Here is a 14,695-nt window from a genome sequence, read left to right on the forward strand (position 1 = left end):
TTTACCCTCCCATTTGTGCTGCTATAAGAAATACGATGGATAGAAAAAGACATAGAGGCACATAAAGGTAGGTGTCCATCTTATAAAATAAAGTAGGTCGCTTTTTCTTGAATACGCCTAAATAATTGAACTCTCCGATTACTCTGACAGCAAATACGACAGCACAAATCCATATACCCACATTAAGCATCATAGTTGGCATGAATTGTGGTAATAGTTCAGCTTTCATGAGCAATAGAAGAGCGGCTAATGCTACTAATAGTGCAACAAGCAATGTCGCTATGATGCCAGGAGATAACGTGCGATTTCCATTATGCTCTGGAAGGACAGCCCCTAGACCACGCTTACCGCCAAATGCCCAGTACAGATGCCATAGGCTAATGACTAGTAAAATACAGCTGGCAAAAATAATTATCGGAATAATCACGACAGGTGCTCCTCCTTCACGAAGCAAACGCCATGCCAAACTGCATTCAGATGCCTTTCAAAATGATAATCAATGGGTTCACCGCTAGTATGAAGTAGACTCCACGTCATCATTGTATGAAAATATGCACCAATAACAACTGAGGAAATAAGCTCTGTGTCATGCACGCTATGTAGCGTGCCTTGCTGTTTAGCTTCATTAATAATGTCTGCTAATACAGACTCGAGTCGCTTAATACTATTGGACTCCATAGCGGAGACAAAGGCTGAGCGTACAATTTCACTGATGACCAGCTTCATAAGTTCACCCTCAGCACTGTATCGCTTTAATAATTCTCCCAGTAAAGTGACAATCTTTTGTTTAGGATCGCTGACTGATTGATACGTTTTTAGATTTTGCTCCAGAAGTTGGAGCTGCGACTCTCCAAGATATAAAAGTACATCTTCTTTTTTTGAAAAATAATTAAAGAAGGTTCCTTTTGCAATACCGCATGTTGACGCTATTTCTTGAACAGTAACATGATCATAGCCTTTCTCCTTAAATAGCTTAATGGCTTGTATGAAAATAAGCTGTTTAGTATCCTGTTTTTGGACCTCTCTAAGCATACAATCACTCCTAAAGTTAGAAATTGATCTGCCACAAGATGACCAAGGTCATAATATGACTACGGTCATTATAATGCATAAAATGTAAATTGTATATATAAATGTAATTTTAAGGGTGGAATTGATATAAGCACGGCATAAAAAAAGATCCAGTCACCGAAGCGACTGGATCCTCAACCATTAATTAAAATTCAAAAGTAATAGTACCATTTTCGGTCAATTCAAACGGACCAGGCGTGACATCCGCATCAGGTCTCTTCGTTCCGAAAAAGTCGGAGTCCAAACGATATGGGGTACTGTCTGGTTCCTCATACTTCATATCGGCGTGATAAGTCTTGCCAAGCAGGTCGGTCGTTACCACCAATGAAGAGGCTCCCGCAAGTAGTTCGGGCTCATTAATTTGAATTTGAACTCTGCCTTGTGCAGAATCAACCTCAACGTTTATGCCCTTCTGCGTATAGATTCTCGCATTGGATTCATGACTACTTGGTACCGCATCGTTAAGGTATACATTTCCACCCATAGCTACCGGAAGAACAGCATTTCCTATAAAGAAATCCTTCGCGGCATCACCCAGCTCGACAAGCTCTTCTTTGGTGTATTCCCACCATTTTTTATCTTTAAAGTTAGGATGTTTGTCGTATCCGCCCAGCCCCACATTATGCAGATAGCAAATGGAATTGTCCGGAACGCCATCCATGACGGTCTTTCCGTCCTCTCCAACCTCATCCCTTGGTTTGAGTGGAAGATGCTCAAAAAAGGTTATGGGAACAGGCGCTTTATAAGCCTCATTATCCCCTAAAAAGATATTGTTGTAGTATCTGTCATCGCCTCCGGTAATATTGGAGTATCCCGCCATTGCCGTTTCGTGAGGGAAGTGATACGGTGTAATTCGGGTTATCTCCGAACGAACGACAAATTTACCTGCAAACAAATTATGTGCAAATGCTCCGCCCTGCGCCATATTTCTAAAGTTCATAGGAGAGAGGAACAGATTGTGATCAACTAGATACGGACCATGGCAAACCTCAACGAAGAGGTCCTCAGAAAGGTTATCAAAAAATACATTACGGCTGATGCGGGTACCCTGTGCCTGCCAGTCAAGCCAAAGTCCACGGTAACAGTTATAGATTATATTTTCATTAATTTGTGTATCTAGTGCTGCATGCAGTTTGATTCCAGCGACTTCGGCACCGTGTCTAAGCCGTTTGTGGTGAATATTGTAAATACGGTTCTTATAAATTTGGCTGAAGGCTGCCCCCATATGACCTACAATAGCTGCCTGCTCACAATCGTGAATGACATTGCCACGAACGATGTGACTGCCCACGCTATCTTTATGCCAGCCTGAGCGTAACGCCCGTAATATAACCTCCTGCTCGCGTTGAGTACCGCCTTTACTATGCTTCCCGGAGGACTTAGCATGACCTGTGCCGATTTCGGTACCTAGACTGATACCAACACATTTGGATTCACTGATTATATTGTTCTCAATAACCCAGCCCTTGCTCCAGTGAGGTCCGATTAAGCCTTCCTGGTAGTCCGTAGGTGGCGCCCATTGCGGAGATGCTTGACGAAGGGTGAATCCGCTTACAGTTATGTAGTTAAGCCCTGGTTTCTCAGGCCAGAAACAGTAAGGACGCACATTGATTTCTACATTTTCCTTACGAGGATCTTTTCCTCCAAAATTAGCCCAGATCTTCGTTGTAACAGAACCAACTTCGGCATACCATTGTAATAGCGAGTCCTGGGGGTATTTGGCTTCAGACCACACTTCGGGATTGCGAACCTTGTCGAGATGATCGGTTTCATACAGAGATTTGTGATCTAAATAAACATCACCGAGATGAACCGAGTACGCCCCGTCAAATAGCCAATCTCCGCTTAACTCTACTTCAAAGGGATTACGAACGGAAAACATGGAATTGGGTACTTCTGTGCTCCAAACATTGTCTCCTTCAGACACCCAGTCGGTAATCCGTTCAGCTCCTGTAATAACAACTTCCCCGTCTCCTGCGGAACGATATATGATGCGATGATCAGCTGTTCCTCCGTTAGCCGGGTTAACCCATTCCCTGTATACTCCCGCATGAACAATAACCGTATCACCGGCTATGGCAAGAGCCGCAGCTCGTGATATTGTACGAAAGGGTTGATCAGCTGTGCCTTTTGCCTGATCATTCCCATGTATAGCTACATGATATTCCATAGGTATCTTCCTCCATCCTATAGTATTAAATTCGTAACAATCGCTTACCTAACTATTAAATTACTATAATCATACTATATTTTGATAATATTAGTACATTGCTTAAATCTCTCATGCTTACATCCACTATGTTGAACCGTACTATAGATTTGGACGAAGGTCGAGCAAACTCCATGCCTGAGAGCCTGCTGATTTCCTGAAAATTATATCATTAATAAGTTAAACCCTTTTACAAATGCCCGTACCCTTTCTGACTCCTCTCATAGAATATATGGCATGTTCCTTATCAGATTTGAGCCATTTCAATATTTAGGGAGTTGGTTAAGTGAATTCGACAATAAAGCTTACGGGGCGGGTAATCTTTAGAGGAGAGCCAGGTTATGAGGAAGCCCGAAAAAATTGGGATCCGCATACGAACAGATATCCTAAAGTTTTTGTTTTCGCCCAGAAAACGAAAGATGTTGCAAATGCAATAAGGTGGGCCCGTATTAAGAACGTTCCCATTCGCCCCAGAAGTGGACGGCACGCTCTTGAGCCTAACCTTTCGCAGGTCAACGGGGGCATTGTTATCGATGTGAGCGAGCTCAAGACCATCAAGCTTAATAGAAAGTGCGGTACAGTCGTTGTTGGAACGGGCAACCGTGTAGGAAGAATCGTTGACAGGCTCGCTAGACAAGGATATATGGCCCCATTCGGCGACAGCCCTTCAGTCGGGATTGGCGGTATTACAGCTGGAGGCGGGATCGGGCCGCTCCAACGTACAATTGGCTTAATTAGTGATAATCTAGTCGAGCTTGAAATGGTAGATGCAAAAGGAAGAATCCTACGTGCAAGCAGAGAACGTAACTCCGATCTGTTATGGGCTTCTCGCGGCGGCGGGGGCGGTAACTTTGGCGTATATACCAAATATAAGTTTAAGGTGAGACGTGCTCCGGTTAGGGCTACCGTATTCCAAATCACCTGGCCCTGGAACCAGTTCGAGAAGGTCGTTAAAGCATGGCAGCGTTGGGCACCTTTCACTAGCACCAAGCTGGGCAGTGAGTTAACTGTTGGTCCTAAAAAAGGTGGAAATGTCAGCATGCTTGGGATTTATCTTGGGTCCAAGAAGAATGCCCTCAAGCTGTTAAAGCCTATCGTTAGTGTCGGAAACACTAGCACACAAGTTATACGAGAACTTCCATACTTGCAAGCTACCAAATTTATGCTGGCCCCCGACCCCGTGACTACCCAAAAGTTCAGCAATCAGTTCTCTAGCGGTTTCGGCAAACGACCATTTCCGGATAAAGCCTTTAAAGCGATGCGTGAATTTCTGGAAAATGCGGAGGGAGGGACTCCAGCTGGATTCTATTTCCTTAACTGGGGTGGTGCCATAAGGTGTCTTGCATCCAAAGACACTGCATTCTACTGGCGTAAACCTCAATTCTATGTAGAATGGAACAGCTCATGGGTAAAACCATCACACGCAGCGAAGAACATTGCATTAGCTAGAAATACTAGGAAGAAGATGCAGCCATATATTGTTGGTTCCTATATAAACGTTCCGGATCAGGGGATAAAATGTTCAGGGCCGGTTTATTACGGAGAGAATTACGCTAGACTAAGGAGAGTTAAAGCGAAATATGATCCGAAAAACGTCTTCAATAATCCGCAAAGTATTCCACCAGCGAAGCGCAAGAAAAAATAAATAGACTGTCAATAACAGCTCGAATTCGTTGGGAGCAGACTGCCGCAGGCGGAAAGCTCCTTGCGTATTCTTCCGCCGTTAATCCCTTTACGGATGGAATAATGTATATCTGATAAGTGCCAATAGGCTCTAATAATATGTAAAAAGTATAATTACATAAAAATTTTAAGGGAGGGGGCAGGAGCTTGAAGGAGTTTTTTGTCGATTTACACATTCATATTGGACGAACGGCAAGTGGAAAACCAGTGAAAATAACGGGAAGTAGAAACTTAACTCTGCATGCTATTCTTCAATATGCAAATAACCAAAAAGGGCTTGATATGATAGGGATCATTGACTGTCATGTACCTGAAGTATTATTAGAAATTGAACAGTTAGTCAACCTAGGAGCTAGCAGAAGGGGGACTACAATTTCAAAATACGACCTTAATATTAGGCTCTGAAATTGAAGTATATGACACAAACTGTCATGGACCAATTCATGTTTTGACCTACTTTCCAACAGTAGAGAAAATGAAGGGTTTTTCTCAATGGATGAGTCAGCATGTTAAAAATATTTCACTGAGTACGCAGCGTATTTATGTAGAAGGTCGAATTCTGCAACAAAGGGTACTTGAATATGGTGGATTGTTTATTCCCGCACATGTATTTACACCGTTTAAAAGTTTATATGGGAAAGGCGTTCAACGGAGCTTAACAGAAGTATTTGATGCACAACTTATTGATGGAATTGAGCTGGGCCTAAGTTCAGATACTCAAATGGTCGAGCGTATACATGAACTTCATCCATATCCGTTCTTAACAAACTCCGATGCACATTCGCTAGGTAAGATGGGGCGTGAATACGGAAAGTTTTTAATGGAGGAGTCAAGCTTTCATGAGCTTCAAAAAGCGCTTCGACATGAAGAAGGACGCTTGATTCATGCGAATTATGGTTTAAATCCATTGCTTGGTAAGTATTATGAATCAATTTGTTTCCATTGTGGTGAGCAGGTAAATATGGAAATGGAGGTATGCTCAGAGTGTGGAAGCACAGATTTCATTAAAGGTGTATCGACTCGCATTAAAGAATTATCAGACGAAGACGTAACTCCTGTTAACAGACCACCGTATGTCCATCAGGTACCGCTTGATTTCATACCGGGTTTAGGTCCTAAAACCATGAAGCGACTATTACAAGTGTTTGGAACGGAGATGAACATTTTACACCATGTAACAAAGGAACAGCTTCTAGAAGTAGTACCAGAAAAATTAGTGGAATTGATTCATAGGGCAAGATTAGGACAATTAAACATTGTACATGGTGGCGGCGGTAAGTATGGTAAAGTGTTAGGTGAGAAATAGATAACAACATCAGAAGGGCTTCTCAGAGTTGGTATACATTATGGTATAATATGGGGTATTCGGTGAATCTAATATATTTGTAAAAGGGGTCCTATATTGTGAATCTTATTTATACAGGTAAGACAAAGGATGTCTATGAGTTAGACAATGGGAATTACTTACTGAATTTTAAGGATAATGTGACCGGAGAGAATGGTGTATTCGATCCTGGTGCAAACACAGTAGGCCTAGTGATGGAAGGTGCTGGGCGTGCAGGATTAAGCTTAACAAAGTTCTTCTTCGAGAAATTGAAAGCAGCCAATATTCCGACTCACTACATAGATGCTGATATTAAGGAAGCAACTATGACTGTGTTGCCTGCTACGGTATTCGGAAAAGGACTTGAGGTAATATGTCGTTATCGCGCGGTGGGCAGCTTCCTTCGTCGTTATGGCTTGTATGCACAGGAAGGACAAGCATTGGATGCTTTTGTGGAAGTAACGTTGAAGGACGATCAGCGTCAGGACCCACCCATTAGTATGTCTGCTCTGGAGATGCTTGGTATATTGTCAGCAGAGGAGTATGCTACACTTGAGAACCTGACGAAGCAAATTTGCCAGATCGTGAAGGATGAGCTCTTTAAGAAAGGTATTGAGCTTTATGATATTAAGCTAGAATTTGGTCGCGTTAAGGACGGGCAGGTTGCTCTTATCGATGAGATATCTGGCGGTAATATGAGGGCTTACAAGGATGGAGTGTATATTGAACCTCTTGAACTAGAGAAGATTATGCTGTCATCTGAATAAGCCCATGTTGTATTGATCCATGAACATTCGCCCTAAGAGAGATATGGTGAACCTTATCACAAATAGGGCAAATTCTTAAGATTGACAGCAACAAGATTACGTGTTAATTTCAAAACAGGATAATAAAGGCAATGTAACCTTTGGGTTCAACCTCGCTGAGAAGTGTGGGTTGGACCCTTTTTTATTTCAAAACTAGGGGAGGTTTCGAATTGTTGAAGACTGAATTGCTGTTACAGCGGCTAGGTGAGATTGGCAAGTCACTCGAACGCAAGGGTGGCGCTCTATTGCTATTAGGCGTCGGTTCCGTGGGGGTCGAGACAGAACGGTTGGATGAATATTCGGATTTGGATTTCTTTATCATTGTGAAACCGGGTGAGAAGAAAAGATATATCGACCGTTTGGATTGGCTCGCAGATATACATCCGCTTGCCTTCTCGTTTAAAAATTCCGATGTGGGGTACAAAGTGCTGTTTGAGGACGGTATTTTCTGCGAGTATGCTGTATTCGAGGAATGGGAGCTAGAGAACGCCTCCTATACGGAAAGCCGGGTCATATGGAAGGATCCGACGTATGGCAATACGGGAATAGCCAAACCGTCCAACCCGATCCCCAGTCTAAGAAAGGATTCCTTGGACTTTTCATTGAACGAAGCTTTGACCAATCTATATGTGGGGCTCGGTCGCTATGCAAGGGGAGAGCGCCTATCCGCGACGAGGTTTGTTCAAGGGTACGCGGTAGACAGAATTCTATCAGTGCTCCATCTGCTGGAACAAGAAGTGGATTATTTTCCCGACCCGTTCGGTAATGAAAGGCGGGTAGAGAAGAGATTCCCTCGTTTTGCAGAAATCATAGGAGAGATGATACAGGGATACGATCATGTTCCCGAGTCAGCGCTTCGCATTTTAGATTTCATAGAAGAAGTGTATCCGGTCAACCAAAGGCTAAGTGATGAAATACGGCGATTGGCTAATATAACTTTATGAGCAGGGTTTTTGCTTTATCAGTAAGTCGGTACTCAACTTTTGGGGGGATTTGAGGATATTGTTTTCGTTCGGTCATCCCATCCCGTTCCAGCTCCTTAAGCTAGGAGTTAAATAAATAATTATTTTCCGCTTTCTGGCAATGACGGGCAGTGTATTACCGAAGGGAGTGTCTTGAAGCCGCTTCACTTTACCCTTGTATTCAGCCATACCATATGCTTTGCTGTCACTATCCTTTATGGTAGTACCTATCATTAAAGTGCGTACTACTTTTTTATTTGCCACCCATTTATACTAACCATACGTTAAACGAAAGGAGAACATAAAATGAGCGTAGCAAAAACGTATGACCACGGTGTTGCATGGGAGGAAGGGAGTGGCATATCGCAAGGATATTCGATTAATGACACGATTTATGTTTCAGGTCAATTTTCCCACGATATGCAGAGTAATTTTGTCGGTGCGGGGGATATCGAGGCGCAGACCAGACAGACACTTGAAAATCTAGATCGTGTACTTGCTGGATTCGGGGTCACGAAGTCAAACCTCGCTTATGTAGAGATTTACCTGACGGACGTGAAGGAGCATTTCGAGCCTTGCATCACGTTATTTAGAGAATATATGGGTCAGCACCGGCCCGCAGGCAGTCTCATCGGTGTGTCAGCGCTAGCGTTTCCTGAGCAATTAGTTGAAATAAGCGCTGTCGCTCATAAAGCTTAACAAATGCATCCATGCAGCAGCTCCTAGGCTGAGTGGCCACTCAGGGCATGGAGTCAATAATGAAACTCATCGACCGCTTCCCTGTTCAATATAGGGAAGCGGTCGATGCATGACACGTTGTTCACTTGGGATACGTTTATAGCTCGACTCTCCAGTTGCTCATCATCTTGGCAACCTCCGGATCTCGGTACGATAAGAAGAGACTCTCCCCCGTATCGAGGCTCGAAATTCTCTCCATATCTTCCACACTTAGGTGAAAGTCAAAAATATCGAAATTCTCGATGATTCGCTCTTTGCGTACCGATTTTGGAATGACAACAATTTCTCGCTGAACAAGCCAGCGCAGCACGATTTGAGCGACAGATTTATTGTGTTTTTCTGCGATGGTGGTCAACAATTCGTTGCTAAACATATTGCCTTGTCCTTCAGCGAACGGCGCCCAGGATTGGTGTTGCACGCCTTGCTCTTTCAAAAAAACAGTGCTCTCTGTCTGCTGGTAGAACGGGTGCGTTTCAATTTGGTTAACGACAGGTGTGATTTCATTATGCATGATGAGGTCCATTAAACGATCTGGCATAAAGTTGCTGACTCCGATGGCCTTGATTTTTCCTTCACGGTACAGCTCTTCCATCGCGCGCCAGGTGCCGTAGTAATCGCCGAATGGCTGGTGGATGAGGTACAGATCGAGATAGTCGAGCTGCAGCTTCTTCAGGGACTTGGCAAAGGCAAGCTTGGTACTCTCGTAGCCAGCATCCTGAACCCAAATCTTGGTCGTAATAAACAGCTCTTCACGGGGTATACCGCTACGCTTGATTGCACGTCCGACCGCTTCTTCGTTCAGATAACCAGCAGCGGTATCGATAAGTCGGTAACCGACCGACAGTGCTTCATATACCGCGTTCTCGCACTCTTTTGCATCGGGAATTTGGTAGACACCGAAGCCTAGTATTGGCATCTTCACGCCATTGTTCAATGTTACAGTTTGCATTGAAATTCCTCCTATTGATCATATGGATAGTTGCAACTATGCTATCTCGGAAATTGGGAACTAAAGAGGCAATTCCGATTACGGCTTAGTTGCATTACAATAAGCTTAGTACCTTCGTGTTACACGAAGGCAAGAGGCTACAATACTTTTTTTTCCCGAGGAGGATGCCACATGCATACGGTCAAAGAAGCCGCTCAGATCACAGGGCTCACTGAGCATGCCGTGCGGTTTTATACGGATAAAGGCCTGGTGCCCAGCGTACAGCGTAATGAACATAATATTCGATTGTTCGACCAAGAATCGATCAACTGGTTGCATGGTATTAAATGTCTCAAGCAATCTGGGATGCCGATTGATGTCATTAAAATGTACAACGATTTATGTCTCAAGGGGGATTCTACCATTGCGCAACGCTACACACTTATGATGGAGCATAAGGAAGCTGCGCTCGCTAAGCTCGAGGAAGCCAAACGGCACGTTGAACATTTGGAAGAGAAGACAGCTCTATACCAAGCCATTCTGGAGCACCGCTCTCCAGACACAACTAATCCCGTCAATTGGGATAGAATTCAGCATATGCATGGTGACGTGTTTTATAAGGCTTCGCAAACATAGCATGAAATGGTGAAGAGAGAATCGTTATTAATCTCTCTTTTTTGTGCTAAAAATCATTAAAATAAAGCGGTTGACCCTGGACTTTACTCCAATGATATAATTTCACTGAAAAGGAGGAGGAGTGTAAAAAAATTAAGGTTTTTCAAATAAGGAGAGAATCATGATGACAAATAAAAAAATTGTTCATGTTGAATATGCCATAGCCTTTGCATTTTTAATATTTATTTATATGAGTTTGGACTTTCCGATTTGGTTATTTTTTGTTCTTTTGTTCGTTCCTGATCTCACCATGCTCGGCTATGCGATGGGTAAAAAAGTAGGTGCTATTGTTTATAATCTCGGACACACGTTTATTTTTCCTCTGCTTTTAGCATTGGGGTACTTATATTTCAAAAACGAGTATCTACTTTTAGTGTCCATCATCTGGATAGCTCATATTTGTATGGATAGAGCGATAGGTGCTGGTTTGAAATATCAAGATTCTTCATTTACCAATACGCATATACAGAGGCTTTAAAGAATACAAAGTTTCAAGGCACATCAGACAAGACTCTTCAAATAACGCTATCAAATTTCTACCAGAATCTGCACCATGACTGGAGAAGCATGATCGAATGACGATAAAAGTATAAATGCTTAAGCCTTTTACCTTATCTTATGATTGAGCTGATTGTGCTGCCGGTTTAAGCAAGCTGCGAGGATGGTCTAATAACGAGCTCGTTCACATCAACTCCATCAGGTTGCTCGATGGCATATGCTATAGAACGAGCGATGGCGGAGGCTGGAAGCGCAACGCGGCGATATTCCTTCATGAGTTGCCTTGCTCCATCATCCGTGATGCTATCGGCAAGCTCGGACTCCGTAACGCCCGGCGACACAAGAGTTGCACGAATGTGGCTTCCGACCTCTTGCCGTAATCCTTCGGTAATCGCTCGGACGGCGAATTTGGTAGCGCAATAAATCGATGCGGTCGGTGACACCTCATAGGCACCGATTGAAGCGACATTGACAAATTGACCGAACCCTTGCTCTTTCATAATCGGTAGTCCTGCAGCAATACCGTGGAGAACGCCGCGGATATTGACGTCGATCATGCGGTTCCATTCATTGATTTTTAATGCTTCTAGCGGTGAGAGCGGCATGACACCAGCATTATTTATGATGACATCGACTCGACCAAAATGACTCTGTGCTAAAGTGACAATCGTCTTCATTTGCTCAAGCTCCGTTACGTCGAGCTGTTGATAAACAACGGAACCTCCCGTTGCTTGTATAGCGGATGCCAGTTTCTCTAGTCGATCTAAGCGTCTAGCACCGATGACGACAAGAGCCCCCTTTTCTGCGAGCAGCCTTGCTGTCGCTTCTCCGATCCCACTGCTTGCTCCTGTAATGACAACAACTTTACCTTTAAGTGTAGACATTATTGCTCGCCCCCTTCTTTACTTTCTAAGTAAAGCACCATACCTGCATGGTACAGCACCCCATCAATAAAATCCCCGTCAGCCGTAAAGCCTGTATCATCCACATATTCGATATGATTGCCTTCAATAGTATATTTGCCTTGGTAAGCACTCTTGCGGTTGCCCCTAGCTTCATCGTACCGCCCCTTTGGCAGCAGCTCATGCCGGATATAGCCGTCCGCGGTAACCCACATGCCGACATAAGGATGTGAATTTGCATATTCAGTGTTCATGTTATTCTCTCCCTCAATGTTCGAATGGTGTATGGCTTTTATAACTGCAACTCCATTATGAACCGGTTCGAAGGCAGGGAGGTAGCCGGAAAGTACACAATACTTGCCTAATCCTCCAAAAGACAATAAAATTTATTTATTCATTAAATGAATAGGGAGGCGCAAGGAATGTATGAAAGGTCTGTGAAACGAGAGAGAGAGCTGGCAGAAGTGATTGAGCGGTTCACGAAACAAGACGGCACACACGAGACGTTAATTCCCGGCTTGCGTTTCATTCGTTCTTCTGAGGCATCGGAGCCGGTCTATTCGGTATATGAACCCTCATTGTGCGTTATAGCCCAAGGCGCTAAGGTTGTCATGCTAGGGAAAGAGAGCTATCGGTATGACCCAAGCTGCTATTTGACAGCCTCCGTACATTTGCCTATTACGGGACAGATTGTAGAGGCTACGCCGGAAATGCCGTACTTAAGTCTTCAATTGCAGCTCGATATGAATCAAATAGTTGAGATGAATGAGTTGATCTATGCCACTAATACAGTCGAGAGGACTAAGGGTGAATTTGGGCGTGGATTGTATATTGATCGATTGAACGATACGCTTCAAGATGCCATACTACGGCTTGTTCGATTGCTCGATACTCCAGAAGATATTCCTGTGCTAGCCCCATACTTAATTCGGGAGATTGTTTATCGGGTTCTGCAAAACGAGCAGGGGGCTGCGCTCAGACAATTTGCTTTGATAGGCAGCCATGCCCAACGAATTGCAAAGGTGATTCAGCGGATTAACCGTGACTACGCGATGCCCTTGCGTATTCATGAACTAGCCGAGGAGGCCAGTATGAGCGCCTCGTCCTTGTACTCTTACTTCAAGGAAGTAACGGCAATGAGCCCGATTCAGTATCAGAAGCAGCTTAGGCTGCAGGAAGCTCGCCGTATGCTCTATTCGACAGCAATGGAGGTGGCTGACGCTGCGTTCCAGGTCGGCTATGAAAGTCCGTCACATTTTAGTCGCGAATACTCACGGATGTTTGGCCGTCCGCCAGTCAAGGATATTAGACGTTTGCATGAGGCGCTGCAAGCTGGAAAGATATCCTCTTAGATCAAGGGCAGGCGGATTATCAATTAGCGTAGCAATACCTTTATCAAGAATAGTTCTCCATCATTTGTACCAAATAGCGCCGAAAATCCTCAACATAGGCTTTAGGCTCTACAATTTTTAGCTGAGTGCCGAAGCCTGCTAAAAATTGAAAGCCCGTATCATTTTGAGGGACATCGATGGTCGCTTTTATTAATTCAGAGCTATGCTCCTCAATGCTCTTTCGACCATATCTTTCGATGATTTGATCCTTGATGCTAGGCGATATCCATGCAGTAACCGCGACGAGCTGCGGGAGATAACTTGCTTCATGTCCTTGTTCTGACCAATCGTCTCTAGGCTGAAACGTTCTTTCACCCATGGCGATTCGTTCAATTCGAGATAATTTGAAGGTTCGATATCCCTGTCGATGTAAACAGAAGCCTTTTAAGTACCAGCTTGATTCGCTAAAATGAAGCTCATACGGCTCGACCATTCTATTCGTTGGAGCCCCGTTTTTATCGGTATAATTGAACGAAACGATCCTTTTCTTAACGATCGATTCTTGACATATTTTTAAGGTTTCAAGTACCTCGGACCGACCCTGCCAATCATAAAATGACAGTTGTATGGAACGTTGTAGAGACAATGGGCTGACCATTGCCTCTATTTTTTTTATCGTTTGCTCGACCTCTTCGGTAAGAAGAATTTGTTCCAATCCGCCGAGTGCCGTTAATATATTCTCTAAATCGGAGTTGCTTAATAGACGCTTATCAACCTTATATTCCTTCATTATGCCGTAGCCGCCATTCACCCCGCTAACAGAGTAAATGGGAATGTTCGATAAACTCAACGTTTCCATATCGCGAAGGATCGTTCGTTTAGACACATTGAATAGTTGTGTGAATTCGCTAGTAGAAACAAGCTCTTTTTTTAGCAATATCATAATAATTGAAATGAGTCTCTCGACCTTGTTCATATCAATTTCTACCTCTTTTTTATGAGTATAATAAATGGTGCCATATAGGTGTCACCTTTTCTAAATTATACTACATGTATAACAAGAAGGAGGTTTTAATCATGTCCGCTATAATCTATTTAAATTTTGATGGTGTCGCAGAACAAGCGATTGAATTTTACGGAGAGGCTTTGCAAGCAAATGCAATTAAAAAAGTGAAATTTGGAGATATCCCACAGGATCCTAATTATCCATTGCCAGAAAATGAGCTAGCTATGATCATGGAGTCTTCAATCGAATTCGATGGCGGGAAAATCATGATGTCGGATGTGCTTTCTTCTATGAAGAGTGTAACTGGTGAGTTGATGAAAGGAAATAATGTATGGATTAGTGTAATGAATGAGGATAAACAGAAACTGGAGATGTACTTTAATCGCTTGTCTGTAGGGGGCCATGTAATCATGCCGTTATCGAATGTCCCTTGGTCTTCGTGCTTTGGGATGCTGGTTGATAAGTTCGGGGTTTCCTGGAAGTTTAACAGTGATGCAGATCAGTTTCTTGATAAAGTCATTTCGAGCAAATCATAATACATTAGAAAAAGTGGCCTTGAATT

15 protein-coding genes and 2 pseudogenes are annotated in these 14,695 nt (G+C 43.5%); 9 read left to right on the forward strand and 8 right to left on the reverse strand.

Translation table 11 applies throughout. From position 1 onward, the window contains the following. Position 1: 1 nt before the first annotated feature. The 3 genes from NSQ99_RS02720 to NSQ99_RS02730 all read right to left on the reverse strand — a co-directional run bounded on the left by NSQ99_RS02720 (position 2) and on the right by NSQ99_RS02730 (position 3,241). Positions 2 to 427, reverse strand: a complete 426-nt coding sequence (locus NSQ99_RS02720; RefSeq protein ID WP_340834854.1) for a DUF3995 domain-containing protein — start codon at positions 425 to 427, stop codon at positions 2 to 4. Next, complete coding sequence (locus NSQ99_RS02725; protein ID WP_340834857.1) at positions 424 to 1,032, reverse strand: TetR/AcrR family transcriptional regulator; 609 nt, start codon at positions 1,030 to 1,032, stop codon at positions 424 to 426. Before NSQ99_RS02725 ends, NSQ99_RS02720 begins: the two co-directional genes overlap by 4 nt. A gap of 184 nt (positions 1,033 to 1,216) precedes the next feature. Continuing rightward, the gene (locus NSQ99_RS02730; RefSeq protein ID WP_340834860.1) at positions 1,217 to 3,241 is read right to left on the reverse strand and encodes a right-handed parallel beta-helix repeat-containing protein; all 2,025 of its coding nucleotides are present in this window, start codon (positions 3,239 to 3,241) and stop codon (positions 1,217 to 1,219) included. A gap of 325 nt (positions 3,242 to 3,566) precedes the next feature. On the opposite strand from NSQ99_RS02730, the gene NSQ99_RS02735 reads away from it, so the two are divergent. The 4 genes and pseudogenes from NSQ99_RS02735 to NSQ99_RS02750 all read left to right on the forward strand — a co-directional run bounded on the left by NSQ99_RS02735 (position 3,567) and on the right by NSQ99_RS02750 (position 8,037). After that, a complete protein-coding gene (locus NSQ99_RS02735) occupies positions 3,567 to 4,925 on the forward strand; it encodes an FAD-binding oxidoreductase (protein ID WP_340834862.1) in 1,359 nt (452 codons plus the stop codon). Between the two features lie 185 nt (positions 4,926 to 5,110). After that, positions 5,111 to 6,269: pseudogene (locus tag NSQ99_RS02740) on the forward strand (endonuclease Q family protein). 98 nt (positions 6,270 to 6,367) lie between these two features. Beyond that, positions 6,368 to 7,054, forward strand: a complete 687-nt coding sequence (locus tag NSQ99_RS02745; RefSeq protein WP_340834863.1) for a phosphoribosylaminoimidazolesuccinocarboxamide synthase — start codon at positions 6,368 to 6,370, stop codon at positions 7,052 to 7,054. A 209-nt stretch (positions 7,055 to 7,263) separates the two neighbouring features. After that, the gene (locus tag NSQ99_RS02750) at positions 7,264 to 8,037 is read left to right on the forward strand and encodes a hypothetical protein (RefSeq protein WP_340834865.1); all 774 of its coding nucleotides are present in this window, start codon (positions 7,264 to 7,266) and stop codon (positions 8,035 to 8,037) included. On the opposite strand, the pseudogene NSQ99_RS02755 reads toward NSQ99_RS02750, so the two are convergent. Continuing rightward, positions 8,021 to 8,289: pseudogene (locus tag NSQ99_RS02755) on the reverse strand (winged helix-turn-helix transcriptional regulator). The gene NSQ99_RS02750 and the pseudogene NSQ99_RS02755 overlap by 17 nt on opposite strands. A 72-nt stretch (positions 8,290 to 8,361) precedes the next feature. On the opposite strand from NSQ99_RS02755, the gene NSQ99_RS02760 reads away from it, so the two are divergent. Beyond that, the gene (locus tag NSQ99_RS02760) at positions 8,362 to 8,754 is read left to right on the forward strand and encodes a RidA family protein (RefSeq protein WP_340834867.1); all 393 of its coding nucleotides are present in this window, start codon (positions 8,362 to 8,364) and stop codon (positions 8,752 to 8,754) included. Positions 8,755 to 8,890: 136 nt separating this feature from the next. On the opposite strand, the gene NSQ99_RS02765 is transcribed toward NSQ99_RS02760, so the two are convergent. After that, a complete protein-coding gene (locus NSQ99_RS02765) occupies positions 8,891 to 9,742 on the reverse strand; it encodes an aldo/keto reductase (RefSeq protein ID WP_340834869.1) in 852 nt (283 codons plus the stop codon). A gap of 171 nt (positions 9,743 to 9,913) precedes the next feature. On the opposite strand from NSQ99_RS02765, the gene NSQ99_RS02770 reads away from it, so the two are divergent. Next, positions 9,914 to 10,357 carry a MerR family transcriptional regulator gene (locus tag NSQ99_RS02770; protein WP_340834873.1) on the forward strand — a complete coding sequence of 148 codons (444 nt, stop codon included), beginning with the start codon at positions 9,914 to 9,916 and terminating at the stop codon, positions 10,355 to 10,357. A 160-nt stretch (positions 10,358 to 10,517) separates the two neighbouring features. Then, positions 10,518 to 10,874: a DUF4260 domain-containing protein gene (locus tag NSQ99_RS02775; protein WP_445670470.1), complete on the forward strand. Its 357-nt coding sequence runs from the start codon at positions 10,518 to 10,520 to the stop codon at positions 10,872 to 10,874. Between the two features lie 166 nt (positions 10,875 to 11,040). Here the strand turns inward: NSQ99_RS02775 and NSQ99_RS02780 are convergent, their stop codons facing one another. Continuing rightward, a complete protein-coding gene (locus tag NSQ99_RS02780; protein ID WP_340834875.1) occupies positions 11,041 to 11,778 on the reverse strand; it encodes an SDR family oxidoreductase in 738 nt (245 codons plus the stop codon). Beyond that, positions 11,778 to 12,050, reverse strand: coding sequence for an Atu4866 domain-containing protein (locus NSQ99_RS02785; RefSeq protein WP_340834877.1), 273 nt, complete (start codon positions 12,048 to 12,050; stop codon positions 11,778 to 11,780). The genes NSQ99_RS02780 and NSQ99_RS02785 overlap by 1 nt, the downstream gene beginning before the upstream one ends. Positions 12,051 to 12,218: 168 nt before the next feature. On the opposite strand from NSQ99_RS02785, the gene NSQ99_RS02790 reads away from it, so the two are divergent. Continuing rightward, positions 12,219 to 13,148: an AraC family transcriptional regulator gene (locus NSQ99_RS02790; RefSeq protein WP_340834879.1), complete on the forward strand. Its 930-nt coding sequence runs from the start codon at positions 12,219 to 12,221 to the stop codon at positions 13,146 to 13,148. Between the two features lie 43 nt (positions 13,149 to 13,191). Here NSQ99_RS02790 and NSQ99_RS02795 read toward each other — a convergent pair whose 3' ends face one another. Further along, entirely contained in the window at positions 13,192 to 14,103 is a 912-nt protein-coding gene (locus NSQ99_RS02795) for a helix-turn-helix transcriptional regulator (protein WP_340834881.1), read from the reverse strand. A 101-nt stretch (positions 14,104 to 14,204) separates the two neighbouring features. Here NSQ99_RS02795 and NSQ99_RS02800 point away from each other — a divergent pair, with 101 nt between their 5' ends. Further along, positions 14,205 to 14,669: a VOC family protein gene (locus NSQ99_RS02800; RefSeq protein ID WP_340834883.1), complete on the forward strand. Its 465-nt coding sequence runs from the start codon at positions 14,205 to 14,207 to the stop codon at positions 14,667 to 14,669. The last annotated feature ends 26 nt before the right edge of the window (positions 14,670 to 14,695 follow it).

Source organism: Paenibacillus sp. FSL W7-1287 (genome assembly GCF_038004245.1).
Taxonomy (GTDB): domain Bacteria; phylum Bacillota; class Bacilli; order Paenibacillales; family Paenibacillaceae; genus Pristimantibacillus; species Pristimantibacillus camelliae.

Coding starts and splice junctions, on each gene's coding strand:
- NSQ99_RS02775 (WP_445670470.1), top strand. CDS start 10,518: ATGATGACAAATAAAAAAATTGTTCATGTTGAATATGCCATAGCCTTT.
- NSQ99_RS02765 (WP_340834869.1), bottom strand. CDS start 9,742: ATGCAAACTGTAACATTGAACAATGGCGTGAAGATGCCAATACTAGGC.
- NSQ99_RS02770 (WP_340834873.1), top strand. CDS start 9,914: ATGCATACGGTCAAAGAAGCCGCTCAGATCACAGGGCTCACTGAGCAT.
- NSQ99_RS02785 (WP_340834877.1), bottom strand. CDS start 12,050: ATGAACACTGAATATGCAAATTCACATCCTTATGTCGGCATGTGGGTT.
- NSQ99_RS02780 (WP_340834875.1), bottom strand. CDS start 11,778: ATGTCTACACTTAAAGGTAAAGTTGTTGTCATTACAGGAGCAAGCAGT.
- NSQ99_RS02800 (WP_340834883.1), top strand. CDS start 14,205: ATGTCCGCTATAATCTATTTAAATTTTGATGGTGTCGCAGAACAAGCG.
- NSQ99_RS02725 (WP_340834857.1), bottom strand. CDS start 1,032: ATGCTTAGAGAGGTCCAAAAACAGGATACTAAACAGCTTATTTTCATA.
- NSQ99_RS02730 (WP_340834860.1), bottom strand. CDS start 3,241: ATGGAATATCATGTAGCTATACATGGGAATGATCAGGCAAAAGGCACA.
- NSQ99_RS02795 (WP_340834881.1), bottom strand. CDS start 14,103: ATGAACAAGGTCGAGAGACTCATTTCAATTATTATGATATTGCTAAAA.
- NSQ99_RS02760 (WP_340834867.1), top strand. CDS start 8,362: ATGAGCGTAGCAAAAACGTATGACCACGGTGTTGCATGGGAGGAAGGG.
- NSQ99_RS02790 (WP_340834879.1), top strand. CDS start 12,219: ATGTATGAAAGGTCTGTGAAACGAGAGAGAGAGCTGGCAGAAGTGATT.